This window comes from Rathayibacter sp. VKM Ac-2804 (assembly GCF_009866655.1).
GTDB lineage: Bacteria > Actinomycetota > Actinomycetes > Actinomycetales > Microbacteriaceae > Rathayibacter.
Genome location: NZ_CP047420.1, coordinates 1,880,040 through 1,905,477, shown reverse-complemented (window position 1 = coordinate 1,905,477; position 25,438 = coordinate 1,880,040). Strand labels below are relative to the sequence as shown.

Here is a 25,438-nt window from a genome sequence, read left to right as displayed (position 1 = left end):
GTCTCCGCCGCAGTGGGGAACGAGAGACGGACGTAGGGCGTACGGGACTTGAACCCGTGACCGACGGATTATGAGCGCTCTATCTGCGATATCGGCTCATTCCGGCCTATCCCGCGTCGTACAGTCTCGTGCAGCTAATGGCTGATCAGCCAGTCTTTCCGGCGCGATTGTCTACCGCGCGGTACAGTCCGGTCCCGGCTCGTTTCGGAGCCTTCTGCTCCACGGATGCTCCACGCTTCGCCTTCTTCGACGGGTCCGGCAGCGCGGCAAGGACCAGCTCGCGCGGCGTCTCGGCGAGGTGTGCGTATCGGCGCGTGGTGAGCGGCGACACGTGTCCGAGGAGGCGGCCGACCTCCTCGAGGGGAACCCCGTCCTGGATCAGCCATGAGGCGTAGGTGTGCCGGAGGTCGTGGATTGTGAGCGCGCGGATCCCGGCCGCGGCGACCGCGGGGACCCAGGTGCGCCGGCGCCAGTTCGAGTAGTCGATCGCCTGCCCCTCGGCCGAGAGGAAGACGTGCCCGTCGGCACGCCCCTTCACGAGGGGCTTGAGCTTCTTCGCCACCCACTTCGGCAGCGGCACCGTCCGCCGGCGCCGGCTCTTCGGGTACGCCTTCATCACGCCGTTGACGTTGTCCCACACCTCAGCGACGCGGACGATGCCGCGCTCGAGGTCGACGCGCTCGACGCGCAGGCCCACGGCCTCGCCCCAGCGGAGCCCAGTCCCGATGAGGAGCGAGACGAGGGCCTCGTCGACGGAGTCGTCGTCGAGCTCGGCGAGGAGCTTCTGCGCCTCCTTCTGAGTGAGGAACCGCTCCTTCGTCGTGTCGCCGACCTTCACCCCGATCCGGGACGCCGGGTTGGTCGGGATGATCTCGGCGTCGACAGCGGCCGCGAGCGACGCCGACAGCAGATGGACGCACCGCTGCACCGTGGACTGAGCGAGCCCGTCCGCTGCGAGCTCGGCGGCCCACGCCTTCACGTCGTGCCGGGTGATCTCGATGAGCGGGACGGAGCGCCAGCGGGGCGCGAGCCGCGAGTCGCGGCGGGAGGCGTCCTTCTTCAGGGTCGACGCCTCGACTCCGCGCGTGGGCCACCACTCGTCGCACCAGTCGCCCCAGGTCCGAAGGCCGGCGCGGGGGTCGCGCCAGCCGAGGGACCGCGCCTTCGCCTCGGCGGCTGCGGCCGCGTTCATCGCGGCGCTCTTGTGGGCGAAGGTCCCGGCCGACCGGCTCGCGCCGCTCGCCAGCCTGTAGGAGCCGCGCCAGCGCCCCGAGGGGAGCTGCTCCGTCCACGCCATCAGGCGGTCCGTCGAAGAGGTGCGGCTGGGTCCGTCGGGAGTCGTCTAGGCATGGCGGTGGAGTCTCTCGCTGATCTTGGGGATCCACCAGTCGCGCCAGATGCGGATGATGTGCTCGCTGAGCCCGAGCGCTTCGCCGATCGCGGCCGGATGGTGGTGGAGGAGTTCGGCCTTGGCGTAGAGGTCGGGGTCGACGAGCAGGAGCGCGGCTCGGCGATCGGCGGCGTCCTCGTTGCCTTCGGTGCAGGTGTGCCCGTGGTAGGCGTGGCCGAGCTCGTGCGCGAGCGTCTCGCGGATCTCGTCCGGCGTCAGGCTGAGGTTGATGTAGGCGGTGCGGCGTTCGTGGCTGTAGAAGCCGAGCAGATCGCGATCTAGGTGGGCCAGGTGCACTCGCACGTTGAGTCGAGCGGCCTCATCCATCAATGCCCTCACGAGCCCCCCCCTACTCCGCGGAAGGCGCCTCGTCGGCCTTCCGCTTGCCACGTCGGGCGGCCATCGGCAGCTCGAGCGATTCCTGCACCTCGTCGGCGGACGCGATGTCGAGGCCGTCAGTATGTGCGCCGCTCCCGACATTCGTCGGTCTGAGCTCGACCACGGGGCGCTCGCCCGTGCTCTTGATGCCGTCGGCGAGGACTCGGATGGCGCGGTCGACGACGGGGCCGCGGTTGGTCTCGGGGATCGCCTCGATGAGCGTGCCCATCATCGTGAGCCAGAGGTCGGTCTGGCGGTCGAAGCGCGGCGCGGCGTACTCGAAGCCGAGCGCGTCGAGGATCCGGCGCAGCACGTCCTCCTGGGGCACGACGGACCCTCGCTCGATGTTCGAGATCGTCTGCCGTGAGGCGCGTGAGTACTCGGCGAGCTCGGCCTGACTCATGCCGGCCGATTGCCGCAGCGACTTGATGCGGCGGGCGTACTCCTCGCGCTCGGAGTTAGACATGCTCGCCGACTCGTTTTTTGACATGGCCAGATCCTATTACCCTCGTCATTCCGGGTGCAACACCCCCGAGAAGTTGACATGGCGACCAAGACCCGGCCTGTGTATTCGACATCTGAGGTTGCACTCATGTCAAAGAGTGCCTAGGGTCTTTGACATGACCCGCCAAGCACCCGCAAGCATCGGACAGTCGCTCCGAACGATGCGCATGCTCGCCGGCCTGACTCTCGAAGATGTGGCGCGAGAAGCCGACACCGCTGTCGCCTACCTCTCCAAGATCGAGACCGACAAGCTCATCCCCTCGAAGACCTACGTCGGCACCGTGACGGCGGTGCTCTCCCGCGCGCTCTCCCCGGCGCCGCCGCCCCCTCCCCCCGCCCCGGACCCCGACGACGGCATCCGGCTCGCCCACCTCGACGACCCCGTCGAGATCCGATCCCTAGAGGCCGTCTGATGGCCGCGACCTACCTCACCGTCGAAGAGACCGCCGCCATCGCCCGCAAGCACCCCGAGACCGTCCGCGAGCTGCTCCGGTCGAAGGAGCTCCACGGCCAGCAGCGCAAGGTCCGCGGCCCCTGGACAGTCAAGGAGCCGTGCCTCGAGGCCTACCTCGACGGCGAGAAGTGCGAGCACCAGCGGAACGTGACCCCGATCCGCACCCGCCGCTCCGCCTGACCCGGCGCTCGCCCCCGCCTCACCTCTCCCCCACCTCGTCGCGCCCACCTGGGCGCTATTCGTCGCGCCTCGGCGCGGGAAGGACAGCTCATGTTCGAGCTCTACCAGGTCGTCTCAGGCGTCGTCGCCGTCGCGCTCCTCGTCTTCGGTCGCGGGGGCTCGCGATGAGCGCCGCCTCGCGGGCCGCGCTGCTGCGCCTGACGATCGTCGCCGCGCTCGTCCTCGCCGCTGCCGCTGCGCTGGTCGGCAAGATCGCGATGTCGCGGTGGGCTTTCGACGGACTGAGCTTCCTCGCCGCCGCGCTCGTCGTCGCGGCGTTCGCGGTCGCGCTCGCCCCGAGGAGGGTCCGCTCGTGACCGCGCCAAAGAACGAGCGGCCGCCGGCGCCCACGCCGCGCGAGATGATCGAGCTCGAGGCGTCCTTCCCGGATCGGTCGAAGCGCCTGAACGTCGACGGCCGGCTCCTGACGCACAGCGACGTCGTCCGCGAGCGGTGGGGCCTCTCGGAGACCCGCTACTGGGAGCGGCTGTTCCACGCGCTCGGCTACCAGATGCAGGCGTGCCTCGACGTGAACCCCGAGGTCACCTACCGCCTCCTCGGCGTCGCCGCTCGCCGCAAGAAGTCGCGCGCCGATCGCTCGATGGCGGGGCTCGCATGAGCGCCGCGTCGACGTGCCCGCCGGAGCACCAGCACGGGGTCACCTGCTACCGCCAGCACGGCTGCCGCTGCCGCGACTGCCGCGTCGTGCTCGCCGACTACGCGCGCACCCGCTACCGCCTCAAGGCGCAGGGCCGCTTCGTCGAGCGCTACGTCCCCGCCGCGCCCGTCCGCGAGCACGTCCTCGCCCTCAAGGCGCAGGGAGTCGGCTGGTCCCAGACCGCGACGCTCGCCGGCGTCAAGAAGAGCACGGTCGCCCGCCTCCTCCACGGCCGCACCGGCGCCGACGGCGACCCGCGCCGCGGCGAGATGCTGCAGCGCATCTCCCGCGACACCGCGGACCGCATCCTCGCCGTCCGCGCGGACCTGACAACGATGTCGAAGAACGCGAAGATCCCCGCCCGCGGCGCTCGCCGTCGCATGCAGGCGCTGATGGCGCGCGGCTGGTCTCGGCAAAAGATCGCGCGGCAGATGGGCATGCTGCCCGAGAACTTCCATCGGCTCATGCTCGAGGACACCGTGACCGTGCGGGTGCACCTGACGCTCGCGGAGACGTACGAGCGCATCTGGAACGTCGCCCCGCCAACGTCGACGCAGCCGGACCGGCAGTCGGTGTCCCGCGCGATGAACGAGGCTCGCCGTGGCGGCTGGCCGGCACCGCTCGCCTGGGACGACATCGACGAGGACGAGACGCCGGCGGTTGCCGATGAGGACGTCGACGTCGACGAGGTCGCGGTGCAGCTCGCGGTCGCTGGCGAGCCGGTCAGCCTCACCCCGGCCGAGCGCCGCGCCGCCGTGCGCGAGATGAACGACGCGGGCCGCGCGGACAGCGCGATCGCCGCCGCGCTGGCCTGCAACATCCGCACCGTCGAGCGCATCCGCGAGGAGCTCGACCTTCCGGCCGTCGTCGGCTTCGACAGAGAACGGATCGTCGCATGAGCGCACGCACCATCGACCTCTGCGCCGGCCCCGGCGGCTGGGACGAGGGCGCCCGCCAGGCTGGCCTCGACCTCGACATCGAGGGCGTCGAGCTCGCGGCCAACGCGGTCGCGACCGCCCGCGCCGCGGGCTTCCACCGCATCCACGAGGACATGCGAGCGACATCGCTCGAGGACTACGCCGACGCGACCGGCCTCATCGCGTCCACGCCGTGTCCCACTTTCTCAGCAGCCGGTCGAGGGACGGGCCGCGGCGACGACTACCAGCGCGTCCTCGACTCCTGGACGTCGATCGGCTGGGGCATCGATCCGCAGGAAGCCGTCGACGACGTCTTCGCGACCGTCGAGGACCCGCGCACTGCGCTCCTCGCCCTCGCCGGCTTGTGGGCGCTCAGCCTTCCCTCGCTCGAGTGGATCGCGATGGAACAGGTCCCCGCGGTCGAGTTCGCGTGGGAGGACCTCGGCGCCGAGCTCTACTCCGTCGGCTGGGAGTCCGTCGACGTGCAAACCATCGACGCGATGGACCTCGGCGTCCCCTCGCGTCGCCGCCGCACCTTCCTCGTCGCCTCCCACTACCGGCCGATCGCCGTCGGCCTCCGCCGCGACGAGCACGCGAGCATGGCCGACGCGCTCGGCTGGCCGGCTGGCCACACGATGAACACCCGCGGCGTCCGCCGCACGTCCGGCGGCAACGACTTTTCGGCCGACGGCCCGTCGTGGTGCCTCACCGGCCGCTCCCGCACCTGGGCCCGCGACGACGGCTTGCGTCTCACTGCGGCCGAGGCTGGCCTACTCAACGGCTTCCCGCTCGACTACCCGTGGACCGGCTCGCGCACCTCCCAGTTCCAGCAGGCCGGCGACGTCGTCTCCCCGCCCGTCGCCGCGCACCTCCTCACCGAGGTCGCCGCTGCGCACGCGCTCCGACCGGCGCTCGCCGAGGCAGCGGCATGAGCCCGGCGTACCCGAAGCCGGAGCCGCGCAAGCGGGCCGAGCCGGAGCCGATCCCGGAGGGCGCCCGCCTCGCGGTGGAGGCGCGCTCCGCCGGAATGTGCGAGGGCTGCGGCCTGCGCCGCGCGACGGAGGTGCACCACCGGAAGTTCCGCTCCCGTGGGGGCGACAACGCGGTCGAAAACCTCCTGCACCTGTGCGGGTCCGGGAACCACTCCGGCTGCCACGGCGCCGCGCACGGCAGCCCTCCGACGCCCGAGCGCTGCTCGGCTATCGGCTGGGCCGTCCGCGCCGACGAGGACCCCCTGGCCGTGCCTGTCATCTACCGCGGCCGCCTCCGCCATCTCACGGCGGACGGCGTCGCGATCACCCCCGAGCAGTACGAGAGAGAGACCACCCGATGAAGCGCCCCGAACTGGCGATGACCTACGCGGTCTGGTGGCCCGAGCACGGCGTGCTCAAGGTCGGCCGCGCGTCCCGCATGGCCCGCATCTACTACCTGACCGACACCGGCGCGCACGTGCTCCTGCTGATGCGGGACACGCCCGCCGGCTACGAGACTCACGCGCTGCGCGAGATGCGCGCCACCTTCGCGCGCGCCTTCGCGACGCCCGAGGCGAGCGAGCACCTGCTCCCCCGCGGCCGCGGCTTCACCGAGTGCTTCCGCGTCGACCGAGAGGCGCTCGCCGAGGCACTGGACACGATCTTCCGAGGGATGGCAAAGCATGTCGACGACGAGCCGGCAGAGGACGTTGAAGGCGGAGATCGTCTTCGACGAGCTGATCGAGGAGCTGCCGCCGGCGGTGCGCCTGTTCGCGCTGCTGCTGCACTGGCAGGCGGACGACGAGGGGCGGGCGTCGTCGAAGGCGTCGAAGCTGAAGGCGGACCTGTACCTCGAGGACGCGACGACGTCGGAGTCGGACATCGAGTCGATGCTGCTGCAGCTGGCGGAGATCGAGTACCTGTACCTGTACTCGGCGATGGGGCGGGAGTACCTGCTCCTGCGCGAGGTGTCGACGATTCAGCGCGCGACGCCCAGCCGACTCCCAGGTCCTCCGGAGGACCTCGCGAGTGCCTCGCGAGCCGCTCGCGAGCGGCTCATGGCAGAGGGGGGTGGGGGCGCGCGGGGGGCGCAGGGCGAGCCGGGCGGGGTGCCGCTCTTGGATCTCCCGTCTCCGTTCTGCGTCGTGCATCAGCCTGCGGGTCCTGGCCGGGGGGTCAACTGTCGGGACTGCGGGGATGCGCGCCAGTACCACCAGCAGCTCGCCAGGGAACGTCGCTCAGCAGCAGCTACCGCCGGACCCCGCTTCGAGCCGGAGGACTGAGCGCATGAGCGTCATCCTGCAGATCGAGATCTCGGACCTCGAGTACCGCGCCCTGTCTTCGATCGCCATCCGCCAGCAGGTGAACGCGCACGTCCTCATCGAGCAGCAGGTCAGCCAGGCCCTCGCGCCGGTCCTGACCGCCTACGCCGCCGAGACCCCGCCGCCCGCTCCTGAGGCGCCCACGGTCGACGAGGACGGCTGGGAGGCGCCCCTCGGACTCGAGCCGCTGCCTCCGTCGTCGGAGGGCAGCTCGGCCTTCGCTGTCGCCCGCCGCCGAGAGCGCGTCCGCGTCCTCTTCGCCGCCGGCTTCGAGGACCCCGACATCGCCCGCTCCGCTGGCATGCCGATCTCCTCCGTCCGCGTCACCCGCTCCCGCCTCGGCCTCATCCGCCGCCCCGCCACGACGAAGGCCCGCATGCACACCCCCGAGCCGCCCACCGACGCCCTCCCGGCGCTCGCCGTGGCGGACCGGATCCAGACCGAAACCGAGAGAGAGGCCTCCTGATGGCAGGCGAAACGATCATCACCGTCGTCGGCAATCTGACCGCCGACCCCGAGCTGCGCTACACGCAGGGCGGCCTCGCCGTGGCGAACTTCACGATCGCCTCGACGCCGCGCACCTTCGACCGGCAGGCGAACGACTGGAAGGACGGCGACGCCCTCTTCCTCCGCGCGTCCGTCTGGCGTGAGTTCGCCGAGAACGTCGCCGGGACGCTGACGAAGGGCATGCGCGTCATCGCGACGGGTCGCCTCAAGCAGCGCTCCTACGAGACGAAGGAGGGCGAGAAGCGCACGTCGATCGAGCTCGAGATCGACGAGATCGGCCCCTCGCTCCGCTACGCGACGGCGCAGGTCACCCGGGCGGCCGGCGGCAAGGCGGCGAGCCGGCCGGTGTCGGGCGCTCAGCCGGGCCCGGACGGCGGCTCGCAGGAGCAGTGGGCGTCGAGCGCGCCGGCCGCCGATGCCGCCTGGACGACTCCGGGCTCCTACAACGACGAAACCCCGTTCTAGCGGCTCGCCACCCCAGTACCCCATACCAGCGATATCAGACAGGACGAGATGATGACCGAACCGATGCAGACGGTGCTCGACGAGATCGCCGCCGAGCGCGCCCGGCAGCACCGGAAGTGGCGCGAGCAAAACCACCCCGACGGCACTGGCCCGGACACGCGGCCGCTCCACGGCGTCTACCACGACTCCCGCGCGAAGCACCTCGCGGACCTGTTCAGCGCGATCACGGACGCGGCCGCCCTCGTCGGCGCCGTGACCTGGCGGGACATCTTCCTCGAGGAGGTCTTCGAGGCGGTCGCTGAGGAGGACCCGGCGCGGCTGCGCGTCGAGCTGATCCAGGCGGCCGCGGTCGCGACGCAGTGGGCGGAGGCGATCGACCGCCGCCTGATGGATGACGTGCACGCCTCCCGCTCGTCGCGGTACGAGGAGCGCGCGGCCGCGCTCGAGGGCGAGGTCGTCGCGTGAGCTGCTCGTGGTGCGACCGGGAGGCGACGGGCCGCGCCCTGGATCTCGAGTCGGGGAGTAACGAGCTGTCGTGCGGCGCGGTCGGGCACGGCATCAACCACAGTCCGGCGGGGAGCTGATGACGAAGCAGCAGGAAATCGATGCGGCGCTCGCCGAGGGCGTCGTGGTGCTGACGTGCGTGCGTGGGTGTGTCCGTCGGGGCACGGAGCTCGACGAGGTCCCGGAGCCGATGGGAGCGCTGCATGGCGCGTTCTGCGATCGGTGCTTCTACCGGACCCGCTCGGCCCTGCGCCTCGCGCCGACGCTCGCGGCGCACGTGGCGTCCCTGGTGGGCACGAAGCTCGTCGGGGAGTCGGCCGGCGCGGTCGCGAAGGATGCGCCGCTCCCGATGAACGCTCAGGCCTTCGATGACCTGAACGAGCTCTACGCGATCCTCGTGCAGTTCTCGGGCCTGTTCGCGGCTCGGCTGCGGGAGTCGCGGCCGCTGGCGGCGCTGCAGGCGTGGCGGAACGCGACGGGCCGGGTGATCGGCTTCCCGGGCGGCGTCTCGCCGTGGCTGGCGGAGCGGGAGACGCGGGTGCAGTCGGAGTGGCTGGACCGGCACCTGGACGCGATCTTCGCGGAGACGGCGGTGTCGGACCACTACCTCGACGTCGTGCGCTGGTTCGTGGAGGAGGCGGAGTACACGCGGACGCTCGAGCGGCGCTGGTTCCAGACGATGAAGCCGCGCTGGTCGCGGATGCCGCACTCGGATCGGGTGACGTGCTGCTGGTCGCCGGAGCGAGGGACGTTCACGGTCGCGGTGTTCCCGCCGACGGAGCAGACGTCGCACATGGTCATCCGCTGCGTGGTCTGCGAGCACGTGTGGTCGGAGGACGAGTACGAGGCGGAGCTGCTGCTCTTCGACCGGGAGCAGCGCGCGTTGACGGCGGGGAGCCGACTGACGGCTCACCTGATGAGGAAGTACACCGAGAGGAGCCTGTGATGAGCACGAGGAAGCGGACGGCGGCGGAGTGGCCGCGGATGAAGGTGCGGGGCGCGCGGCGCCGGCGGGAGCTCGCGGAGGCGCAGCGGATCTTCACGATCGGTGAGCGGTTCGGCCGTCTCGGCGAGGTGGTGACGGACGTGATCGGCCTCTTCGGGCGGGTGAGCGCCGCGTGGGGCGCTCTGCTCGCGGGCGCCTTCGGGCAGGCCGCCGAGGAGGTCTGCTCGGAGGAGGAGCGCGCGACCCGCGACCTCGGCGAGCAGCTCGGCCTCTCGGAGGGCCTCGTAGCCGACGTCGTCGCGCAGACCCACACCCACACCCTGTGCACGCCGACGGACTGGGCAATCGCCCGCGCGAACCTCTCGGCGCTCGCCACGATGACGGCGGTGCGGCCGTGATGCGCGGACTGCTCGCCCTCGCCCTGACGGCGCTCGCCGTGGTCGCCGTGCACATCTCTCGTGGGGATCCGGGCGCTGAGGGTTGGGTGTCGGTCGATGAGGCGAACGAGGCGCTGCGTGACGCGAGGAGGACCCGATGAGCGCGGACGTGCACGACTGGACCGTCGAGGTCGCCCTCGCCGTGCCGGAGCCGCTCGAGCCGGCGGCGGAGCGCGCGGACCGCGGCTCGATGGTCGGGGCGCCGGCGGTCGACCTGATCGCGTACGGCCGGATCCTGGCGGCGGAGCACCCGTACGGCTCGCAGGAGCGGGAGCTGCTGACTGCGCTGGCGGAGGCTCTCGCGGCTCGGCAGCCGGTGGAGATCCTCGCGCAGATGGGTCGGCTGCAGGCGAAGGAGCGGACGGCGCGGGAGCGGATCGAGGTGCTCGAGCGGGGACGTCTGGTGTCGACGGCCGCCCACCTGCGCACGCTTCCGCCCGGCACGGTCCTCCGCGCCGACGCCGACGACTTGGAGGTCTGGCACTGCCTCGCCGAGGGATGGACGCGCGCCGGCCGCCAGGGGTGCTTCCCGAACGCGCTGGTGCCCCTGCCCGCCCACATCATCTACGAACCCCCGGCGCTCGCTGAGGTCGACCATGGCTGAGGCATCCGTCGTGCCGAGCAGCTCGACGCGGATCTGCTCGTGGTGCTCGGGCCCGATCCCAGCGGCGGCGCGCCGTGATGCGGTGTGCTGCTCGGTCCGCTGCAGGCAGGCGAGGCACCGCTTCGCCCGCGGGGTCGGCGATCCTGTCGCGTCGCGCCGCGGCGAGAAGCTGCGCCTGGCCTACGCCGATCCGCCGTATCCGGGCCTGTCGAAGCGCTACTACGGCGAGCACCCGGATTTCGGCGGGGAAGTCGACCATCCCGCGCTGATCGCCTCGCTGGCCGCTTTCGACGGGTGGGCGCTGTCGACGTCGGCCCGCGCGCTGCCCGAGGTGCTCGCGTCGTGCCCTCCAGGAGTACGCGTCGCGGCCTGGCATCGTGGCGACCGGCACGGTCGCTCGCGGGGGCCGGCGAACGCGTGGGAGCCGGTCATCTACTTCGGTGGCCGGGACGCGTCGTTCGCGGCCGACGGCGACGCGTCTCGCGGCCGCGCATCGCGACGCGTCGCATCCGACGTCGAGCGCGACGCATCCGCCGCACCTGGTGGACGCGACGCATCCGTAGACCCGAGCAGCTCGACGACGCGTCTCGCGGATCCGCACGATGCGTTGCGCTACGCCGGCGCGACACGACGAGTCGACTCCCTCGTCTACGCCGCGAAGCCCCGCCTCACCGACCCGAACCGCGTCGTCGGCGCGAAGCCCGCCGTCTTCTGCCGCTGGATCTTCGACCTGCTCGGCGCCGAACCCCACGACGACTTCACCGACCTCTTCCCCGGCTCCGGCGGCGTCCTCCGCGCCTGGGACATCTTCTCGACCCCCACCACCGACCCACGGCGCTCGCCGGAGTACGAGCGCCCTAGCTCGCCTTCTTCTTGACTACGCCAGCCGAGAACCACGCCACCAATGTGGAGGCGAGTTGCACGTGCCCGAGGCCTTCGGGGACGGTGTGCGGCTTGCCTGAGTGCCGGTCCTGCTGAGCGAAGGCCAGGGTCTCGAGCATGCCGACCAGGACAGCTCTGTGGTCGGGATATCCATCGTCTCTGGTTGCGAGGATCAGCGTCCATCGATCGTTGTCCTTGATCGTGGACACGATCTTACTGAGACGAGGCCTCAGTTCCTTGGGCGTGACTACAGCGCCACCTGCCGCTTCCACAGCCCGAATTGCTTCGGTCATAGCTGTGCTGACATTCGGGGACAACGAGCGAATCTCATTCCATGCCACCACAAGATGATTCCCAGCGAGCCGCGACGCTGACGAGACGGACTGAGCGGCGAGCTCTTCGACCCCTTCCGGAAGACGCCGAGCGACCCGGAACTCGCGACCCTGCCGAGTGACGGTGACGCTCGATGCGCCGAGTTCGAGGTGCGTGTCGATCTGCCTGATGCGGCTCTCTGCGGCGGAGATTCCGGGACGAATTTGACCAGCAAGGAGATCGATCACACGCATCGTGAACTTGTCGCCGTTGCTGAGGATCTGGCTGACGAAGTAGTCCGTGTTGACGGCGCCCGGCGCGAAACCGAAGTCATGCTGTAGGGCTGCCTGCACGAAGGTGATCGTGTTAACCGAAGTCATGCCGTAGTGGCCGAGCAGTTCCACGCGGAGCCACTCCCCAACCCCTGCCCTTACGGGATCCGGAATCATCTCCCGGACCGTCATCCGCTCGGCCTGCTCGTCATCGTCCGCATCCCAGGGGCGCCACACACTCATCCGCTGATCTTATTGACGCGGCTTGACTTTCGCCCGGTCTCGAAATGTGTATGATGGCCACAGGCCGACACGTGTAGGAAGCGAAAGTGTCGAGCGGAAGGCGTCTCCCCGGTCAGCGGGTCGAGGCGCCTTCGTCGTTCATCGGAGGCGCCCTTATGGCTGCTGGCATCCCCGGCCGCACGACCGCCGCGCACCGCCGCAACGTCAAGAACCTCAAGCAGGTCACCCGCGAACACAACCTGCCCTGCGCGCTCTGCGGCGAGCCGATCGACACCTACCTCGACTGGCGAGACCCGCAGGCCTTCGCATACGACCACAAGAAGTCGCGCATCGCCTATCCCGAGCTCGCCGACGATCCCGCGAACGGCCAGCCGTCGCACTCCCTCTGCAACAAGAACAAGGGCGCCGGCGACCAAAAGCCTGGTCTGGGCGATCCGGGAAGGGTCTGGTAGCTATGAGCGCCGAGCTCGTCATCACCCAGCACAAGCACGTGCAGCGCGCTGGCGCGAAGGCCATCGTCGACTACATCGCGGATGTCGCCGGGCTCAGCCTGAGCGTCCGGCCCCTCGTGCAGCTCGCGGACCAGCCGATTGAGATCGAGACGATGTCGGGCGGTCTCGCGATCATGCACGCGACCCTCGTAGTCGAGCTCGACGACGAACAGGTCGCGACCATCAAGCGCCTCGCCGAGATCGAGCCCGACCCGGAGGGGTAGGGGGCCTCGCATCGCTGGCGCGGTCGCCCGTCGACCTCCGCCGGCAGAGAATCGTCCCCCCCCCCGGGCAGGCATGTCCCCCCTGTCCCGCTGTCCCGTCCCCCATCCCACCTCGAGGAGGTGGTCACCGTGCCGCTCACACCAGAGCAGAAGCGCGAACGCGAGCGGGAGAAAAAGCGCAGGCAGCGGGCCAATTCCAAGGCCGCACCGCACGTCGCTCCCGTGACCGAGATGCGGCCATCGCGCGCACCGCGAGGGGGGACAGCAGGGGGGACATTCGAGGGGACACCGACCGTGTCCCCTGTCCCCTCCGAGGAGGAGCCAGCGGGCCCGGGCCCGAACGAGCTCTCGGCGCTCGACGCTGTCGAGGCGCTCACCATCCCGCCCGGGATGGCCTACCTCGCCGCGCTGGCCATCACGCTCGCCCGCGACCTCGACGGCGCCGGGAACGTACCGCAGCGTGCCTCGCTCGCCTCGCGCTACGTCGAGGTGATGGGCAAGCTCGCCGAGGCGTCGAAGACCAAGGAGGTCAGCAAGCTCGACAGCCTGCGCACGCAGTTCTGGAACGGAGGTTCGCAGGGTGGCAGCGCGAGCAGCGGGCGGAAGAAGGCGTGAGCAGAAGCCCCTCGTCGGGCACGAGGTGCCGCGGGTCTTCACGCCCCCGCGCCGGCCGCTAACCGAGCGCACCTCCGCGGGCTTCGCCGCCATCGCCTTCGCGGCGATGCTGACGGCGGAGCTCGCGGACACGCGCTACGCCGAGCTCGCCCCTCCGCTGCACCCCTGGGAATGCTGGTTCCTGATCCACGCGCTCGAGCTGAACCCCGACGGCTCCTACCGCTTCAAGCTGATCCTGCTGTGGGTCGCGCGGCAGAACGGCAAGACGTTCGTCGCCGCGCTGATGATTCTCTTCCGCATGTACCTCGACGGCGACGCGCAGGTGCTCGGTGTCGCGCAGAAGCTCGCCGCGGCCAAGAAGCCGTGGGAGCACGCGAAGAAGATCATCGCCGCGGTCGCCGACCTGCGCTCGGAGTTCGCGCGCGAGTCCAACACCAACGGCGAGCTCTGGTTCGAGCTCGCCGGCGGGCAGCGCTACTGGGTCGACTCCGCAGAGAACGGCGGCCGCTCGCTCACCTTCGACTTCGTCTTCGTCGACGAGATCCTCAAGCAGAAGACCTTCTCGGCCTGGTCGGCGCTCTCGAAGACGACGATGGCGCGGCGGCGGTCGCAGATCCTCGCGGCGTCCAATACCGGCTACCTCGACTCGATCGTTCAGCGCCACTTCCACAAGATCGCCATGGACGCGATCGAGGCCGGCGACACGAACACCTCGGTCGGCCTCTTCTGGTGGTCGCCGCCGAAGGGCGCCGACCCGTCCATGCCCGAGACCTGGGCCTACTCCAACCCGTCCCTCGGCTACTCGATCCACGTCGACAGCATCGCCTCGTCGTACTCCTACGACCCGGCCCCGGTCTTCACCTCCGAGGTGATGAACCTCTTCCTCGACGACTCGACCGGCGGCCCGTTCCATGAGGGCACCTGGGCGAAGCAGCGCGACCCGCTCACGACCGCGCCGGCCGACGCCCCCGTCTACCTCTGCGTCGAGGTCTCGCACGACCGCACCTGGGCGCACATCGCCTACGCGATGGAGCGCGAGGACGGCGCCGCGCAGATCGGCATCATGCGCTCCCGCCCCGGCACCGACTGGCTCGTCCCCTGGCTGTCCTCGCCCGAGCGCACGTGGCCGCTCGGCGGCGTCACCCTGCAGACCAACGGCGGGCCAGCCTCGTCGCTGCGCGTCGACCTCGAGCAGGCAGGCTTCGTCGTCGCTGACTGGAAGGGCCCGGACATCGGCATCGCGACCGGTCTCCTGCTGGACGCCGTGCACAACGGAAAGGCGTGGCACCGCGACCAGCCCGTGCTCGACGTCGCCGCCGGCACCGCAGTCGTCAAGAAGCTCGGCGACACCTACGTCGTCGACCGCGTCAACTCCCCCGGCGACGCCTCCCCGCTCTCCGGCGTCATGGGCGCGCACTGGCTGATGCGCACCGCGCCTAAGCCTCGACGCTCCGCGTACGAGGACCACGACCTGTTCATCGTCTAGGAGGCGCTCGTGCTCGCATTCCGCCGGCTGCTCTGGCGCCGCCGCGTCATCGTCAACCTCGTCGACGGGTCCGCCTTCGACGGGATCCTCTACCGCCAGACCGGCCCGCTCCTCGTGCTGCGCGACGCGACCCGCCTCGAGCGCGGCGCCGAGCCGCTGCAGCTCGACGGCGAGGCCGTCATCGAGCGCGACCGCGTGCTCTACATCCAGGCACTCTGAGGGAGGGGCACCGCATGGCCTTCGCCGTCTCCTCCGGATCCCTGGTCTCGCTGCAGAAGCCGACCGCGCAGGCGCCCTACGCGCTCAAGATCTCGGACGACTTCACCCAGGACTACGCCGAGATCTACAAGACCCAGCCGGCGGTGCGCACGGTCGTCGACTTCCTCGCCCGCAACATCGCCCAGCTGAACATCCACGCCTTCCGCCGCATCTCCGACACGGACCGCGAGCGGCTGCGCGACCACCCCCTCGCGCAGCTGCTCGGCGCGCCGAACAGCTTCACGACCCCGTACCGCCTCAAGCGCGACCTCGTCGCCGACCGCTGCATCTTCGACGCCGCCTACTGGGTGAAGAACCAGGAGGCCGGCCAGGCCGCCCTCGTGCGCATCCCGCCGCCCATGATCAAGCCCTCGGGCGAGGACTGGCTCCGGCCGACGTCCTTCGCCGTCGAGGGCGACAAGGGCAAGACCGAGATCGACGCCCGGCACGTGGTCTACTTCCGCGGCTACAACCCGACCAACGGCCGCTCCGGCCTCTCGCCCATCGAGACCCTGCGCCGGATCCTCGCCGAGGAGTACGCCGCAGGCCAGATGCGCGAGCAGGTCCTCCGCAACGGCGCGCGCGTCTCCGGCTACATCGAGCGCCCCGCCGACCCGCAGGGCAAGGAGTGGGACCCCGCGGCCCGCAACCGATTCCGGTCGGCGTGGCGCGCCCAGTACAACGGTGGATCCGCGACCGAGGCCGGCGGGACGCCCGTCCTCGAGGACGGCATGAAGTTCGTCGCTGCGGCGCACTCCGCCGTCGACCTGCAGTACGTGGAGAGCCGCAAGCTCACCCGCGAGGAGGTCGCGGCCGCCTACTTCATCCCGCCGCCCATGGTCGGAATCCTCGACCACGCGACGTTCTCGAACATCACTGAGCAGCACAAGATGCTCTACCAGGACACCCTCGGCCCGTGGCTCGCGGACATCCAGCAGGAGATCGCGCTGCAGCTGCTGCCCGAATTCCCGGACACCGACCGCGTCTACGTCGAGTTCAACATGGAGGAGAAGCTCCGCGGCTCCTTCGAGGAGCAGGCCGCGCAGCTGCAGTCCTCCGTCGGCGCGCCCTACATGACCCGCAACGAGGCACGCGCCCGGGCGAACCTGCCCAGCGTCCCCGGCGGCGACATCCTCCTCGCCCCGCTGAACATGCTCGAGGTCGGCGCGACCGACCCGGTCGCGGAGGAGGCGGCGCCCGGCGGCGAGCTCTCGAGCCCACGGCCGACGCGGAAGGCGCGCCCGCTCGAGAAGGCGCGCGCGACGTCGCAGCAGCGCGTGAAGGCGCGCAAGGTCATCGGCGACTTCTTCGCCAAGCAGGAGCAGTCGATCCGATCGGTGCTCGGCGCGAAGGCCGACGCGGACTGGTGGAACGGCGACCGCTGGGACACCGACCTCGCGGCGATCCTCTTCGCGCTCTCGTCGTCGATCACCGAGGACGTCGCGCGCAAGCAGCTCGACGCGCTCGGCGCCGACCCCGACGAGTACGACGTCGACCGCACCCTCGCGTACCTGCAGAAGGTGGCGAAGTCGAACGCCACGAGCATCAACGCGGTCACCCGCATCAAGCTCGAGGACGCCCTCGCCGAGGCGGAGGAGCCGCTCGCCGAGGTCGGCCATGTCTTCGACGTCGCCAAGGGCGCCCGCTCCGACGAGCTCGCGCAGACGATCACGACGTCGCTCGCCGGCTTCGCGACCGTCGAGGCCGCCACGCAGGTCTCCGGCGGCCGCGGCGCGACGAAGACGTGGATCACCACGTCGAGCAACCCCCGGTCCACGCACGCCTCGATGAACGGCGAGACCGTCGCCATCGACGCGGCATTCAGCAACGGCGCCAACTGGCCCGGCGACTCCTCTGCGCTCGACGTCGACGACGTCGCCGGCTGCATGTGCGACGTCGTCATCGACTTCGAGTAGGAGGCAGAGATGCTCACCAAGAACAGCACCGTCCAGGTGAAGGCCGTCGGCCCCGACGACGAGCTCGGCGAGGGCGTCTTCGAGGCGATCGTCTCCGTCTTCGGGAACGTCGACAGCTACGGCGACCGCGTCCTCAAGGGCGCCTTCGCCGACACCCTCGCCGAGTGGGAGGCGTCGGGCAACCCGATCCCCGTCTACTGGTCGCACCGGATGGACGACCCCGACTACAACATCGGGCACGTCCTCGAGGCGAAGGAGACCGACGAGGGCCTGTGGGTGAAGGCCCAGCTCGACCTCGAGGGCCCGAAGGCGATGCAGGTGTACCGCCTGCTCAAGGGCCGCCGCGTCGCGCAGTTCTCCTTCGCGTACGACGTGCTCGACTACGCGATCGTCAAGAGCGAGGACGAGCCCGACTCCGTCTGGGAGCTGCGCAAGCTCAAGCTCTACGAGGTCGGGCCGACGCCGATCGGCGCGAACCAGGAGACCGAACTTCTCGCAGTCAAGGCCGGCGGCCGCTCCGCCGCACGCCTGGCTGCCGAGGTCAAGGCCGGCCGAGTCATCTCGGCCAAGAACGAGGGCGAGCTGCGCACCGCGTACGACTCGATCGGCCGCGTGCTGTCCGCCCTCGAAACCGAAGACGAAGGCAAGGCCAGCGGCAGTCACGAGGTGAAGGACGACGAACCGGCGACGGTGAAGTCCGACGAACCGACCGGCGAGCCGTCCGCTCTGACCCGTCTGCAGATCGAGCTCGCAACCTGCGAGCTCGCAACTCTCTAACGAAGGGAGGTCCCCCGTGGACCCCAAGGAGAAGATGCGGGTCGAGCTCAAGGCCGCCCGCGACATCGCGGCCAAGGCCGAGGCCGAGAACCGCGACCTGACCCACGAGGAGGTCGCCGCAGCGTCGACCCACCTCAAGTCCTACGAGGCGGCCAAGGCCGACTTCGAGAAGGGCCAGTCCAGCGCCGAGGTCAAGGCCGCGCTCGCTGCGATCGGCATCGACCTCGGACTCGAGCAGACCCCGGAGCGCAAGAACGCCCCCGGCGACTTCATCGCGCCCACCCGCGGCAAGTCGATCGGCCAGCTCTTCACGGAGTCCGTCGAGTACGACGCGATGATGAAGTCGTTCCCCGACGGCCGCATCAGCTCGAAGGCTCGCGTGCAGTCGCAGCCCCTCGGCCTCAAGGCGCTGCTCACCGGCACCTCGAGCACCTCCGGCGGCGCGTTCGTGACCAACGACCGCCAGAGCGACTTCGAGCTCCTCGGCCGCCGGCCGCTCGCGCTGCGCGACCTGATCTCGGTCCGGCAGACGACCTCCGACACCGTCGAGTACGTCCGCCAGACCGCGCAGCTCAACTCCGCGGACGTCGTCGCCGAGGCCACCAGCTCGGCCGCCCCGACGGCGCCCGGCGCCGCGGGACCGCTCGTGCTCGCCGCGGGCGGCGGCTACAAGCCCGAGGGCTCGATGGCCTTCGAGCAGGTGACCGAGACGGTCAAGACGATCGCCGAGTGGGTGCCCGCCACCAAGCGCGGCCTCGCCGACGCCGGGCAGCTGCGCGGCCTCATCGACCAGGAGCTCCGTGACGACCTCGCGGAGACCGAGGAAGACGAGATCGTCAACGGCTCCGGCACGGGCGAGCACCTGCGCGGGATCCTGAGCACCTCGGGCATCCAGGCGCAGGGCTACTCCTCGACCGTCGCGGGTCTTGACCCGCTGCTCGAGACGACCCTGCTCGCGCAGACCAAGGTCAAGACCGTGGGCCGCTCGCGGCCGACCGGGTACCTGATGAACCCGACGGACTGGGAGAAGATCCAGCTCGCCCGGCTCGCGAAGAACCCACAGAACGAGGCGACCGCCGGCGCGATCCCGACCCTGCACGGCCTGCCCGTCGTCGAGTCGGAGGCCGTCGCCTCCGGAGTCGCCCTCGTCGGCGACTTCCGCAAGGCGGTCCTCTGGGACCGCGAGCAGGCGTCGATCACCGCGACCGACTCCCACGCGGACTTCTTCATCCGCAACCTCGTCGCCATCCTCGGCGAGGAGCGCGTCGCGTTCGGTGTCCTGCGCCCCAAGGCGTTCGTCACCATCGACCTGACCGCGTAACCCGAGAGGGGACCACCGTGGCACAGTGCCGCATCTGCGGAGCACCGCACGCGGCATGCGGAGCACCGTCCACGGTGGTCCCCGTCGACCACCGCGCCGTACGGAGAGAGGGCGACAGCATGACGCTCAAGCGCTACGAGACCACCATCAACGGCCACAAGACGACCCTCCTGCTCTCGCCCGAAGAGGCGAAGCGGCAGGGCCTCACCGAGACCGTCAAGCCGGCCGGCAAGGCCGCACCCACCAACAAGGCGGCTCGCGCCGCCCGCACGAAGTAGGGAGGCGGCGGGGATGGCAGACCAGACCGAGCCCGAGCCCGTCCACGGCTTCGCCACGGCGCAGCAGATGGAGGACCGCTCGCAGGGCTACATCCCCGCCGACCACCCCCACCTCCCGCTCGCGCTGCAGGCCGCAGCGCAGGCGATCACCGACCACTGCCACTGGCACATCGCCCCGTCGCGGACGAGCGTCTACCGGCCGCGCCGCTCCGAGTACGTCGGCGGCACCCTCTACCTCCCGACGACGCACCTCACCGGCGTCGTCGCCCTCACCTCCGCCGGCCGCGAGCTCGACGTCACCGCGCTCACCTGGTACGACGACGGCGCGATCGAAGCGCCCGGACTCGCCTGGCCCGTCGTCGTCACCATCACCCACGGGCACGCGCTCGCCGCGGTCCCTCTCGTCGTCGACCTCGCGCTGCAGATCGCTGCCCGCGCGCTCGGCGCACCCCTCGGCCAGGTCCGCGAGCAGTCGCTCGCCGGTCAGATCCAGTGGACGCAGACCGCGGCCGGCGTCGCCGGCGGCACCGTGCTCATGCCCCACGAGGCCGCCGCGCTGTCCTCCTACGTCCCGGGGTCTCTCCCGTGACCGCATCCTTCGCCCGCATGGTCCTCGTCCGGAAGCGGTACCCGCAGGTCGACGACATGGGCACGAGCGTCCGCGACTACGCCGCGACCCCCGACAGCAAGCCGATCCGGCGCTGCTGGGTCGAGCCGCTCGCCTCGACCGAGGTCACGGACGACCGCATCGCCGTCGCGACCGGCTACTCGGTCGCCGCGCCTCACGGCTCCGACGTCACCGCCGAGGACATCGTCGAGTTCGACGGCCTCGACTACCAGGTCGAGGGCGAGCCGACGAAGGCCCCGTCGCCGACCGGGTCGCTGCTCGTGTCCGACGTCCTCTTCACGATCCGGAGGTGGCGACATGGCGAGTAGTCGCGGCGGCCGCCGGCTCGAGTTCAACTCGCGCGGCATGGCGAAGATCCTCCGCTCCGACGAGGTCGCCGACTGGGTCGACGCCGCCGGCGCCCGCGCCGCCGAGGATCTCGGCGAGGGCTTCGAGGCGCGCCGCCTCTACGGCCGCGACCGCGTCTCCACCATCGTCCGCCCCGTCTCCCCCGAGGCGTTCGACGCGGTCCGCGAGGACTCAACCCTCCTGCCCGCCGCGCTCGGGGCGGTGCGCCGTGGCTGAGATGCTCGCCGAGCCCGACCTCGCCGGCCGCCTGATCGTCTGGCTGCCCGAGGGGCTCGAGCAGAACGACGCGAAGGCGACCGTGTCCGGCCGCGTCGAGGACGCCCCGCACGTGCGCGTCGTCGACACCGGCGGCACCGACACCCGCGACCAAGTCCTCGTCGGCCAGCAGATCACCCTCGAGTGCTTCGGCCGCACCCTGACCGAGTCCGCCCTGCTGATGCGCATCTCCACGGCGCTGATCCGCTCGCTCGTCGGCGAGGAGCACCTGCCCGGCATCGTCGTCTACCGCGTCGGCTCGCTCGGCGGAGGGGCGAACAGCGCCGACCCCGTCACCAAGCGCAACCGCTACACGCGCACCCTCGTCGTCGACACCCGCCTCACCGCGCTCTGACGACCCCTCGCTCCGTCCCCGCCGGGGACGGCCTCCGTCGCGCGCGCCGCGGCCACTCCACCACGCCTGAAAGGGGCTGCCCGCATGGGTGTCAACAACAAGAACGTCTTCGTCGGTGCGCCCGATCAGAAGGCCACCGGTGCCATTCTCACCGGTCCCGAGCTCGAGGACGTCCCCGAGGACATCGACGACGTCACGCTCACCGGGCTCGGCGACTCCGGCTACGTCAACGAGGACGGCGTGACCATCACGCCCTCCGACTCGACCGAGACGATCAAGGACTGGTCCGGCGCCGAGATCCGCCGCATCCTCTCCGAGTTCACCGGCGAGATCGCGTGGACCCACCTCGAGCTCAACGCCGAGTCCGCGCGCAACTACTTCGGCGAGGACCACGTCGACGTGAAGGCCGCGACCACGACCAAGGGCACGCGCATGCGCGCCTCGCTCGGCAAGAACGAGCTGCCGATCAAGGCCTGGTACTTCAAGGTCAAGGACGGCGACCGCCGCGTCCTCATCGTCGCCCCGCGCGCGCAGGTCGTCTCCCGCGGCGAGATCCCCCTCACCGCGACCGGCGCGATCACGCTGCCCGTCACCCTCGCGACCTACCCGGACGCCGACGGCCAGAACATCTACATCTTCACCGACGACGGCGTCTTCTCCGCCTGATCGACCACCGGGCGGGGGCGCCCCAGGAACCCGCCCCCGCCCGGTCCTCACCCGGCTCCTGGACCCACGAGAGGTTCCTGATGATGGAGAAGTTCCACTACACCCTGGCCGACGGCTTCGAGCTCGTCGTCCCCCGCTTCGAGAACATCCCGATCGGAGCGCTCCGCGCCGCTCGGAAGCTGCAGCCCCTCGACCAGGTCTTCACCCTGCTCGAGGGCGTCCTCACCGAGGAGCAGCTCGAGCACCTCGACGTGCTCGACCGCAACGGCTTCAACGACTTCATGCGCGCCTGGAAGGGCGGCTCGGAGATCGACCTGGGGGAATCCTCGGCCTCTTCGATCTCCTAACCGGAGAGCACGCGGAGGCCATCCGCACCGACCTCGTCCTCGCCGGCTTCCACCTCCACGACGTCGGCACCGAGCGCCTCAGCTGGTACGAGCTGCGCCTGCTCATCCGCCGCTGGGAGCAGCGGCCGGAGTCGTCGACGTCGGAGTCCGTGCACGGCCTGCGCTGGGGCATCAGCGAGCAGCTGCTCGCGATGGTCGCCGACTCGATCGCGCAGGGCAACTGGCAGCGCGCCGGCAAGAAGTCCGCGCCGCGGCCCAAGCCGATCCCCCGCCCCTGGGAGAAGAAGCGCACCCAGACCCTCGGCCGTGACGCGATCCCCGTCGCCGAGTTCGACGGCTGGTGGGACGCGCAGGTCAAGACACCGCCCGCGCCCCCACCCGGGAGACCGCGCGACTCCCGCGGCCGCTTCATCTCCCGTCGCTGAGCTGCTCAGGACGACGCGTCGTCCGCGGCCGCGAGCGACGCGTCTCGCGGCCGCGCACCGCGACGCATCACGAGCACCTGGTGAACGCGACGCGTCCACCAACCCTCGACGCGCGCGAGCCGTCCCCACCCCGCGCACGACGAGAGGTAGGTCCGCATGCCCGAAGGCAACGAGGTCGTCACTGGCTACATGCGCCTCGTGCCCACGCTCGAGGGCATCCAGGACGAGATCGCGAAGCAGTTCGGAGGCGCCGCCGACGTCGCCGCCGGCGAGGGCGACAAGGCCGGCGGCCGCTTCGGCGGCGGCATGGTCAAGGCCCTCGCCGGCGCCGGCATCGTCACCGGCGTCGTCGGCGCCTTCAAGGGCCTCTACGAGATCGGGTCGACCTTCGACGAGATCACCGACACGATCCGCGTCGGCACCGGCGCTCAGGGCGCCGAGCTCGAGGGCCTCGCCGAGGTCGCCAAGAACGTCGGCACCTCGATCCCCACCGACTTCGCCGCCGCCGGCCAGACCGTCTCCGACCTCAACCAGCGCCTCGGCCTCTCCGGCGACACCCTCGAGACCGTCTCCTCCCAGTACCTCGAGGCGGGCCGCATCCTCGGCCAGGCCGTCGACGTGCAGACCACCTCCGCCGCGTTCACCGCGTTCGGCATCGAGGGCGAGGCCGTCGAGGGCGCGATGGACAGCCTGTTCCGCACCTCGCAGGCCACCGGCGTCGGCATGAACGAGCTCGCGTCCGGCGTCCAGACCGTCGCCCCCGCGCTGCAGACCCTCGGCTTCGGCTTCGACGAGTCCGTCAACCTGATGGGCACGCTCGACAAGGCGGGCCTGAACTCGACCGCGATCCTCGGCTCGATGTCCAAGGGCATGATCAACCTCGCGAAGGACGGCGAGGAACCGCAGGCCGCGTTCCAGCGCGTCACCGGCGAGATCCAGGGCTTCGTCGACGCGGGCGACACCGCCTCCGCGCTGAACCTCGCGTCCGAGGTCTTCGGCACGAAGGGCGCCTCGCAGTTCGTCGGCGCGCTACAGGACGGCGTCCTCAACATGGACGACCTGATGGCCGCCACCGGCGACACCGGCGACACGATCCTCGGCGTCGGCGAAGAGACCATGGACTTCGCCGAGCGCTGGCAGATCACGATGAACAAGGCGATGGAGGCCTTCGAGCCGATCGCGACCGCGGTCTTCACGGCCCTCGGCGACGGCCTCACCGCCGCCATGCCCCTGCTCAACGACCTCGGCACCTGGGTCGGCGAGAACACCGAGTCCGTCGGCGTCATCGCCGGCGTCATCGGCGTCGGCCTCGTCGCCGCGTTCATCGCCTGGACCGCCTCCATCTGGGCGTCGACGATCGCGCTGCTCGCCAACCCGATCACCTGGATCGTCGTCGGCATCATCGCGCTCATCGCCGCGATCGTCCTCCTCGTCCTCAACTGGGACACCGTCGTCGCGACGATCACCGACATCTGGGGCGGCTTCATCGGCTGGATCACCGACGGCCTGAACGCCTTCGGCGCCTGGTGGTCGGAGATGTGGGGCGGGCTCGGAAACTGGATCGTCGAGATCTGGACCGGCTTCACCACCTGGGTCTCCGAGGTGTTCGCCAACTTCCTCCTCGGCCTGCAGGTCGTCGGCGCGATGATCGCCGCCTGGTGGAACGGACTGTGGACCGGGATCGGCGACTTCCTCGCCGGCATCTGGAACTGGATCGTCGGCGCCGTCACCGCCTACATCAACCTCGTCCTCGGCGTCTTTACCTTCGTCGGCGGCCTCATCGCCGCCGCCTGGAACGGCCTGTGGAACGGGATCGTCTCCTTCTTCACCGACTCCTGGAACAACATCCAGGGCGTGCTCGACATCATCGGCGAGGCCTTCGGCAACGTCTTCGGCACCATCGGCGACGTCATCCGCGGCGCCTTCGACGGGGTCGTCTCCTACGTGAAGCAGATGCTGAACACGATCATCCAGGTCATCAACGGGATGATCGAGGGCATCAACGGGGTCACCTCCGTCGTCGGCGACGCCATCGGGATCTCGCTCTCGATCCCCAGCATCCCGATGCTCGCGAAGGGCGGCACGATCACCGGCTCCGGCTCGGTCATCGTCGGAGAGCGCGGCCCCGAGCTGCTCACCCTCCCCCGCGGCGCGACCGTCGACCCCGACATCGGCAACGCGCGCGGCGACGGCCCCCTCGCCGTTGTCAACGTCGAGACCAGCCCCGGCATGTCCGAAGAGACCGTCGGCACGATCGCCGCGAATGCGATCAACTACGAGCTGCGAGGAGCGTGATGCGCGCACCGAAGCTCACCATCAACGTCGGCGCCGTGACCTTCCACGGTCGCGGCGCCGACCTTCCGGAGGACGGCGGCTTCCTCATCGACCAGTCCGGCTTCACCGGCTGGGACGACGGCGTCGACGTCCGCCGAGACGAGACGGCCCGCCCGGAGGGGCACGGCTCCTTCGATGCCATCGGGCGTCTCGGCCCACGCACGGTCGCCCTCGCCGGCACCGCGCAGGCGCCCAGCCCGGAGGAGCTCGACGCACTCAAGCACCGCCTCACCGGCCTCCTCGCGGACGGAGACGACGCGCGCATTCAGGTGAAGCGCGACGGCGAGACGCTCTGGGGCCGGTGCCGCCTGGCGGCACGCACCCGTTTCACCGTTCGCGGTGCCAGCGGCGCCCGATTCGCGGACTGGCAGCTGCAGCTCTGGATGCCCGACCCGCGCAAGTACGGAGCGACCGAGACCTTCGAGCAGCGTCCGGCGTCCCACCGCGGCAACTTCCCCGCCCGGCCGCTGCACCGCATCCAAGGGCTCCTCCCGAACGGGTACACGATCTTCGGCCCGACGGGCGAGTACACGGTCATCCGCGCCCTCGACGCCGGCCACGAGCACACGATCGACATGCGCGACGGCTTCCTCCGCGTCGACGGGGTCGTCGACCTCGGCGGCGTGCGACGCGGCGACGTCTGGACCGTGCGCCCCGGCGATCAGGTCGAGTTCACCGCGACCGACCTCGCCGTGCTCAAGACCGAGGTCACCGACACCTACATCTGAG

The 25,438-nt window shown here is 70.6% G+C and carries 37 protein-coding genes; 33 read left to right on the top strand and 4 right to left on the bottom strand.

Features of this window, described 5'->3' with window-relative positions:
* Positions 1–145: 145 nt before the first annotated feature.
* Genes GTU73_RS08965 through GTU73_RS08955 form a run of 3 tightly spaced genes read right to left on the bottom strand, consistent with a single transcriptional unit; the run spans position 146 to position 2,258 of the window.
* Positions 146–1,297, bottom strand: a complete 1,152-nt coding sequence (locus tag GTU73_RS08965; protein WP_160088773.1) for a site-specific integrase — start codon at positions 1,295–1,297, stop codon at positions 146–148.
* Between the two features lie 45 nt (positions 1,298–1,342).
* Positions 1,343–1,717 carry an ImmA/IrrE family metallo-endopeptidase gene (locus GTU73_RS08960; protein ID WP_160088771.1) on the bottom strand — a complete coding sequence of 125 codons (375 nt, stop codon included), beginning with the start codon at positions 1,715–1,717 and terminating at the stop codon, positions 1,343–1,345.
* Between the two features lie 22 nt (positions 1,718–1,739).
* Positions 1,740–2,258 (bottom strand): helix-turn-helix transcriptional regulator, encoded by a 519-nt coding sequence (locus GTU73_RS08955; protein ID WP_160088769.1) that lies wholly within the window; start codon positions 2,256–2,258, stop codon positions 1,740–1,742.
* On the opposite strand from GTU73_RS08955, the gene GTU73_RS19565 reads away from it, so the two are divergent.
* The 15 genes from GTU73_RS19565 (at position 2,170) to GTU73_RS08880 (ending at position 11,153) form a co-directional block, all read left to right on the top strand.
* Complete coding sequence (locus tag GTU73_RS19565; RefSeq protein WP_347877753.1) at positions 2,170–2,685, top strand: helix-turn-helix transcriptional regulator; 516 nt, start codon at positions 2,170–2,172, stop codon at positions 2,683–2,685. The genes GTU73_RS08955 and GTU73_RS19565 overlap by 89 nt on opposite strands.
* Positions 2,685–2,906, top strand: coding sequence for a helix-turn-helix domain-containing protein (locus GTU73_RS08945; RefSeq protein WP_160088765.1), 222 nt, complete (start codon positions 2,685–2,687; stop codon positions 2,904–2,906). The genes GTU73_RS19565 and GTU73_RS08945 overlap by 1 nt, the downstream gene beginning before the upstream one ends.
* 164 nt (positions 2,907–3,070) lie before the next feature.
* Entirely contained in the window at positions 3,071–3,262 is a 192-nt protein-coding gene (locus GTU73_RS08940) for a hypothetical protein (protein WP_160088763.1), read from the top strand.
* Positions 3,259–3,564 carry a hypothetical protein gene (locus GTU73_RS08935; RefSeq protein ID WP_160088761.1) on the top strand — a complete coding sequence of 102 codons (306 nt, stop codon included), beginning with the start codon at positions 3,259–3,261 and terminating at the stop codon, positions 3,562–3,564. The genes GTU73_RS08940 and GTU73_RS08935 overlap by 4 nt, the downstream gene beginning before the upstream one ends.
* Positions 3,561–4,502, top strand: a complete 942-nt coding sequence (locus GTU73_RS08930) for a hypothetical protein (protein WP_160088759.1) — start codon at positions 3,561–3,563, stop codon at positions 4,500–4,502. The genes GTU73_RS08935 and GTU73_RS08930 overlap by 4 nt, the downstream gene beginning before the upstream one ends.
* Positions 4,499–5,452 (top strand): DNA cytosine methyltransferase, encoded by a 954-nt coding sequence (locus GTU73_RS08925; protein WP_160088757.1) that lies wholly within the window; start codon positions 4,499–4,501, stop codon positions 5,450–5,452. The genes GTU73_RS08930 and GTU73_RS08925 overlap by 4 nt, the downstream gene beginning before the upstream one ends.
* A complete protein-coding gene (locus GTU73_RS08920; protein ID WP_160088755.1) occupies positions 5,449–5,853 on the top strand; it encodes an HNH endonuclease signature motif containing protein in 405 nt (134 codons plus the stop codon). Before GTU73_RS08925 ends, GTU73_RS08920 begins: the two co-directional genes overlap by 4 nt.
* 321 nt (positions 5,854–6,174) lie before the next feature.
* Positions 6,175–6,774 carry a hypothetical protein gene (locus tag GTU73_RS08915; protein WP_160088753.1) on the top strand — a complete coding sequence of 200 codons (600 nt, stop codon included), beginning with the start codon at positions 6,175–6,177 and terminating at the stop codon, positions 6,772–6,774.
* A 4-nt stretch (positions 6,775–6,778) separates the two neighbouring features.
* Positions 6,779–7,279 (top strand): hypothetical protein, encoded by a 501-nt coding sequence (locus tag GTU73_RS08910; RefSeq protein WP_160088751.1) that lies wholly within the window; start codon positions 6,779–6,781, stop codon positions 7,277–7,279.
* On the top strand, positions 7,279–7,785 hold the full coding sequence (locus GTU73_RS08905; RefSeq protein WP_160088749.1) for a single-stranded DNA-binding protein: 507 nt from the start codon (positions 7,279–7,281) through the stop codon (positions 7,783–7,785). The genes GTU73_RS08910 and GTU73_RS08905 overlap by 1 nt, the downstream gene beginning before the upstream one ends.
* Positions 7,786–7,833: 48 nt before the next feature.
* Entirely contained in the window at positions 7,834–8,250 is a 417-nt protein-coding gene (locus GTU73_RS08900) for a hypothetical protein (RefSeq protein WP_208543755.1), read from the top strand.
* A 70-nt stretch (positions 8,251–8,320) separates the two neighbouring features.
* Positions 8,321–9,235 carry a hypothetical protein gene (locus GTU73_RS08895; protein ID WP_160088747.1) on the top strand — a complete coding sequence of 305 codons (915 nt, stop codon included), beginning with the start codon at positions 8,321–8,323 and terminating at the stop codon, positions 9,233–9,235.
* Positions 9,235–9,633 carry a hypothetical protein gene (locus tag GTU73_RS08890; protein WP_160088745.1) on the top strand — a complete coding sequence of 133 codons (399 nt, stop codon included), beginning with the start codon at positions 9,235–9,237 and terminating at the stop codon, positions 9,631–9,633. The genes GTU73_RS08895 and GTU73_RS08890 overlap by 1 nt, the downstream gene beginning before the upstream one ends.
* A gap of 136 nt (positions 9,634–9,769) precedes the next feature.
* Positions 9,770–10,276, top strand: coding sequence for a hypothetical protein (locus tag GTU73_RS08885; protein WP_160088743.1), 507 nt, complete (start codon positions 9,770–9,772; stop codon positions 10,274–10,276).
* Positions 10,269–11,153 carry a hypothetical protein gene (locus GTU73_RS08880; RefSeq protein WP_160088741.1) on the top strand — a complete coding sequence of 295 codons (885 nt, stop codon included), beginning with the start codon at positions 10,269–10,271 and terminating at the stop codon, positions 11,151–11,153. Before GTU73_RS08885 ends, GTU73_RS08880 begins: the two co-directional genes overlap by 8 nt.
* On the opposite strand, the gene GTU73_RS08875 is transcribed toward GTU73_RS08880, so the two are convergent.
* Positions 11,134–11,985 carry a hypothetical protein gene (locus tag GTU73_RS08875; protein ID WP_160088739.1) on the bottom strand — a complete coding sequence of 284 codons (852 nt, stop codon included), beginning with the start codon at positions 11,983–11,985 and terminating at the stop codon, positions 11,134–11,136. The genes GTU73_RS08880 and GTU73_RS08875 overlap by 20 nt on opposite strands.
* 155 nt (positions 11,986–12,140) lie before the next feature.
* On the opposite strand from GTU73_RS08875, the gene GTU73_RS08870 reads away from it, so the two are divergent.
* The 18 genes from GTU73_RS08870 (at position 12,141) to GTU73_RS08790 (ending at position 25,437) form a co-directional block, all read left to right on the top strand.
* The gene (locus GTU73_RS08870) at positions 12,141–12,437 is read left to right on the top strand and encodes an HNH endonuclease (protein ID WP_160088737.1); all 297 of its coding nucleotides are present in this window, start codon (positions 12,141–12,143) and stop codon (positions 12,435–12,437) included.
* A 2-nt stretch (positions 12,438–12,439) separates the two neighbouring features.
* Entirely contained in the window at positions 12,440–12,700 is a 261-nt protein-coding gene (locus GTU73_RS08865) for a hypothetical protein (protein ID WP_160088735.1), read from the top strand.
* A 294-nt stretch (positions 12,701–12,994) separates the two neighbouring features.
* Positions 12,995–13,315: a hypothetical protein gene (locus GTU73_RS08860; protein WP_160088733.1), complete on the top strand. Its 321-nt coding sequence runs from the start codon at positions 12,995–12,997 to the stop codon at positions 13,313–13,315.
* Positions 13,281–14,801, top strand: a complete 1,521-nt coding sequence (locus GTU73_RS08855) for a hypothetical protein (RefSeq protein ID WP_160088731.1) — start codon at positions 13,281–13,283, stop codon at positions 14,799–14,801. Before GTU73_RS08860 ends, GTU73_RS08855 begins: the two co-directional genes overlap by 35 nt.
* 9 nt (positions 14,802–14,810) lie before the next feature.
* Positions 14,811–15,020, top strand: a complete 210-nt coding sequence (locus GTU73_RS08850; RefSeq protein WP_160088729.1) for a hypothetical protein — start codon at positions 14,811–14,813, stop codon at positions 15,018–15,020.
* A gap of 14 nt (positions 15,021–15,034) precedes the next feature.
* The gene (locus GTU73_RS19055) at positions 15,035–16,975 is read left to right on the top strand and encodes a phage portal protein (protein ID WP_208543754.1); all 1,941 of its coding nucleotides are present in this window, start codon (positions 15,035–15,037) and stop codon (positions 16,973–16,975) included.
* Between the two features lie 9 nt (positions 16,976–16,984).
* Entirely contained in the window at positions 16,985–17,752 is a 768-nt protein-coding gene (locus GTU73_RS08840) for an HK97 family phage prohead protease (RefSeq protein ID WP_160088727.1), read from the top strand.
* Between the two features lie 16 nt (positions 17,753–17,768).
* Entirely contained in the window at positions 17,769–19,073 is a 1,305-nt protein-coding gene (locus GTU73_RS08835) for a phage major capsid protein (protein ID WP_208543753.1), read from the top strand.
* 119 nt (positions 19,074–19,192) lie between these two features.
* Entirely contained in the window at positions 19,193–19,351 is a 159-nt protein-coding gene (locus tag GTU73_RS18925) for a hypothetical protein (protein ID WP_167306041.1), read from the top strand.
* A gap of 13 nt (positions 19,352–19,364) precedes the next feature.
* Positions 19,365–19,940, top strand: a complete 576-nt coding sequence (locus tag GTU73_RS08830) for a hypothetical protein (RefSeq protein ID WP_160088725.1) — start codon at positions 19,365–19,367, stop codon at positions 19,938–19,940.
* Positions 19,937–20,287, top strand: coding sequence for a hypothetical protein (locus GTU73_RS08825; RefSeq protein WP_160088723.1), 351 nt, complete (start codon positions 19,937–19,939; stop codon positions 20,285–20,287). The genes GTU73_RS08830 and GTU73_RS08825 overlap by 4 nt, the downstream gene beginning before the upstream one ends.
* A complete protein-coding gene (locus GTU73_RS08820) occupies positions 20,277–20,543 on the top strand; it encodes a hypothetical protein (RefSeq protein ID WP_160088721.1) in 267 nt (88 codons plus the stop codon). The genes GTU73_RS08825 and GTU73_RS08820 overlap by 11 nt, the downstream gene beginning before the upstream one ends.
* Positions 20,536–20,937 (top strand): hypothetical protein, encoded by a 402-nt coding sequence (locus GTU73_RS08815; RefSeq protein WP_160088719.1) that lies wholly within the window; start codon positions 20,536–20,538, stop codon positions 20,935–20,937. The genes GTU73_RS08820 and GTU73_RS08815 overlap by 8 nt, the downstream gene beginning before the upstream one ends.
* An 84-nt stretch (positions 20,938–21,021) precedes the next feature.
* The gene (locus tag GTU73_RS08810) at positions 21,022–21,603 is read left to right on the top strand and encodes a hypothetical protein (RefSeq protein ID WP_160088717.1); all 582 of its coding nucleotides are present in this window, start codon (positions 21,022–21,024) and stop codon (positions 21,601–21,603) included.
* An 80-nt stretch (positions 21,604–21,683) separates the two neighbouring features.
* Positions 21,684–21,950 (top strand): hypothetical protein, encoded by a 267-nt coding sequence (locus GTU73_RS08805; RefSeq protein WP_160088715.1) that lies wholly within the window; start codon positions 21,684–21,686, stop codon positions 21,948–21,950.
* Between the two features lie 149 nt (positions 21,951–22,099).
* On the top strand, positions 22,100–22,375 hold the full coding sequence (locus GTU73_RS08800; protein ID WP_160088713.1) for a hypothetical protein: 276 nt from the start codon (positions 22,100–22,102) through the stop codon (positions 22,373–22,375).
* Between the two features lie 156 nt (positions 22,376–22,531).
* Positions 22,532–24,670: a phage tail tape measure protein gene (locus GTU73_RS08795; protein WP_160088711.1), complete on the top strand. Its 2,139-nt coding sequence runs from the start codon at positions 22,532–22,534 to the stop codon at positions 24,668–24,670.
* A complete protein-coding gene (locus GTU73_RS08790) occupies positions 24,670–25,437 on the top strand; it encodes a hypothetical protein (protein ID WP_160088709.1) in 768 nt (255 codons plus the stop codon). The genes GTU73_RS08795 and GTU73_RS08790 overlap by 1 nt, the downstream gene beginning before the upstream one ends.
* Position 25,438: the final 1 nt, after the last annotated feature.

Excerpts from the sequence above, each read along its gene's own strand:
- GTU73_RS08965 (WP_160088773.1), bottom strand. The coding sequence starts at position 1,297 with ATGGCGTGGACGGAGCAGCTCCCCTCGGGGCGCTGGCGCGGCTCCTAC.
- GTU73_RS08960 (WP_160088771.1), bottom strand. The coding sequence starts at position 1,717 with ATGGATGAGGCCGCTCGACTCAACGTGCGAGTGCACCTGGCCCACCTA.
- GTU73_RS19565 (WP_347877753.1), top strand. The coding sequence starts at position 2,170 with ATGCCGGCCGATTGCCGCAGCGACTTGATGCGGCGGGCGTACTCCTCG.
- GTU73_RS08955 (WP_160088769.1), bottom strand. The coding sequence starts at position 2,258 with ATGTCAAAAAACGAGTCGGCGAGCATGTCTAACTCCGAGCGCGAGGAG.
- GTU73_RS08945 (WP_160088765.1), top strand. The coding sequence starts at position 2,685 with ATGGCCGCGACCTACCTCACCGTCGAAGAGACCGCCGCCATCGCCCGC.
- GTU73_RS08940 (WP_160088763.1), top strand. The coding sequence starts at position 3,071 with ATGAGCGCCGCCTCGCGGGCCGCGCTGCTGCGCCTGACGATCGTCGCC.
- GTU73_RS08930 (WP_160088759.1), top strand. The coding sequence starts at position 3,561 with ATGAGCGCCGCGTCGACGTGCCCGCCGGAGCACCAGCACGGGGTCACC.
- GTU73_RS08925 (WP_160088757.1), top strand. The coding sequence starts at position 4,499 with ATGAGCGCACGCACCATCGACCTCTGCGCCGGCCCCGGCGGCTGGGAC.
- GTU73_RS08920 (WP_160088755.1), top strand. The coding sequence starts at position 5,449 with ATGAGCCCGGCGTACCCGAAGCCGGAGCCGCGCAAGCGGGCCGAGCCG.
- GTU73_RS08915 (WP_160088753.1), top strand. The coding sequence starts at position 6,175 with ATGTCGACGACGAGCCGGCAGAGGACGTTGAAGGCGGAGATCGTCTTC.
- GTU73_RS08910 (WP_160088751.1), top strand. The coding sequence starts at position 6,779 with ATGAGCGTCATCCTGCAGATCGAGATCTCGGACCTCGAGTACCGCGCC.
- GTU73_RS08905 (WP_160088749.1), top strand. The coding sequence starts at position 7,279 with ATGGCAGGCGAAACGATCATCACCGTCGTCGGCAATCTGACCGCCGAC.
- GTU73_RS08900 (WP_208543755.1), top strand. The coding sequence starts at position 7,834 with ATGATGACCGAACCGATGCAGACGGTGCTCGACGAGATCGCCGCCGAG.
- GTU73_RS08890 (WP_160088745.1), top strand. The coding sequence starts at position 9,235 with ATGAGCACGAGGAAGCGGACGGCGGCGGAGTGGCCGCGGATGAAGGTG.
- GTU73_RS08885 (WP_160088743.1), top strand. The coding sequence starts at position 9,770 with ATGAGCGCGGACGTGCACGACTGGACCGTCGAGGTCGCCCTCGCCGTG.
- GTU73_RS08880 (WP_160088741.1), top strand. The coding sequence starts at position 10,269 with ATGGCTGAGGCATCCGTCGTGCCGAGCAGCTCGACGCGGATCTGCTCG.
- GTU73_RS08875 (WP_160088739.1), bottom strand. The coding sequence starts at position 11,985 with ATGAGTGTGTGGCGCCCCTGGGATGCGGACGATGACGAGCAGGCCGAG.
- GTU73_RS08870 (WP_160088737.1), top strand. The coding sequence starts at position 12,141 with ATGGCTGCTGGCATCCCCGGCCGCACGACCGCCGCGCACCGCCGCAAC.
- GTU73_RS08865 (WP_160088735.1), top strand. The coding sequence starts at position 12,440 with ATGAGCGCCGAGCTCGTCATCACCCAGCACAAGCACGTGCAGCGCGCT.
- GTU73_RS19055 (WP_208543754.1), top strand. The coding sequence starts at position 15,035 with ATGGCCTTCGCCGTCTCCTCCGGATCCCTGGTCTCGCTGCAGAAGCCG.
- GTU73_RS08840 (WP_160088727.1), top strand. The coding sequence starts at position 16,985 with ATGCTCACCAAGAACAGCACCGTCCAGGTGAAGGCCGTCGGCCCCGAC.
- GTU73_RS18925 (WP_167306041.1), top strand. The coding sequence starts at position 19,193 with ATGACGCTCAAGCGCTACGAGACCACCATCAACGGCCACAAGACGACC.
- GTU73_RS08830 (WP_160088725.1), top strand. The coding sequence starts at position 19,365 with ATGGCAGACCAGACCGAGCCCGAGCCCGTCCACGGCTTCGCCACGGCG.
- GTU73_RS08820 (WP_160088721.1), top strand. The coding sequence starts at position 20,277 with ATGGCGAGTAGTCGCGGCGGCCGCCGGCTCGAGTTCAACTCGCGCGGC.
- GTU73_RS08810 (WP_160088717.1), top strand. The coding sequence starts at position 21,022 with ATGGGTGTCAACAACAAGAACGTCTTCGTCGGTGCGCCCGATCAGAAG.
- GTU73_RS08805 (WP_160088715.1), top strand. The coding sequence starts at position 21,684 with ATGATGGAGAAGTTCCACTACACCCTGGCCGACGGCTTCGAGCTCGTC.
- GTU73_RS08795 (WP_160088711.1), top strand. The coding sequence starts at position 22,532 with ATGCCCGAAGGCAACGAGGTCGTCACTGGCTACATGCGCCTCGTGCCC.
- GTU73_RS08790 (WP_160088709.1), top strand. The coding sequence starts at position 24,670 with ATGCGCGCACCGAAGCTCACCATCAACGTCGGCGCCGTGACCTTCCAC.